We start from the raw sequence: 734 nt of genomic DNA, 5'->3' as shown, positions 1-734 counted from the left end.
CGCGGCGCCGCGCCGATGGCGGGCTCGACTTCCTCGGCCGCGCCGACGGTCAGGTCAAGCTGCGCGGCCACCGCATCGAGCTGGGCGAGATCGAGGCGGTGCTGGAGCGCCTGCCCGGAGTGACCCGCGCCGCGGTGCTGCTGCGCGAGGACCGGCCCGGGGATCCGCGGCTGGTGGCCTATGTCAGCGGCGGCGACCTGCCCGAGGCCGAGCGCCGGGCCGAGCTGGCGGCGCGGCTGCCCGCGATCATGGTGCCGCAGCGCATCCTGCGGCTCGAGGAGATGCCGCTGACCCCGAACGGCAAGCTCGACCGCCGGGCGCTGCCCGCGCCGGCCGAAGAGGTGGCGGCGGGGGTTGAGGCCGGAGCGGCCGCCGATCCCGCGCCGCTCCCGGCGCGGCCGGGCACGGGCGGCGCCGCGGATGCGGCCGCCCTGCGCGAGGTCGCGTCCCGGATCGGGGCGATCTGGGCCCGGATCCTCGGCATTCCGGTGCCGGGCGCGCGGGACAATTTCTTCGATCTGGGCGGCCATTCCCTGCTCGCCATCGAGGCGCATCGCGCCATCCGCAGCGAGCTTGCCGTGCCGGATCTGGCCATCGCCGACATCTTCGGCGCGCCGGTGCTGGAGCGGCTCGCCGCGCGGGTCGCGGGCTTGCGCGCGGACGGCGCGGCGCCCGCCGCGGAGGCGGCGACCGGGCCGGGTGCCGAACCGCCCGACCGCGCCGCGGCGCGCCGC

Annotated in this window: 1 protein-coding gene; it reads left to right on the top strand. The window is 78.7% G+C overall.

Going from position 1 to position 734, the window contains the following annotated elements:
- Window positions 1-734 (top strand): phosphopantetheine-binding protein (locus ACXYMW_RS19645; RefSeq protein WP_459037023.1); only part of this gene is annotated, 734 nt, incomplete at both ends.

It is taken from the genome of Roseivivax sp. CAU 1761 (assembly GCF_054482755.1).
This window is presented reverse-complemented; position numbering and strand designations above follow the sequence as displayed.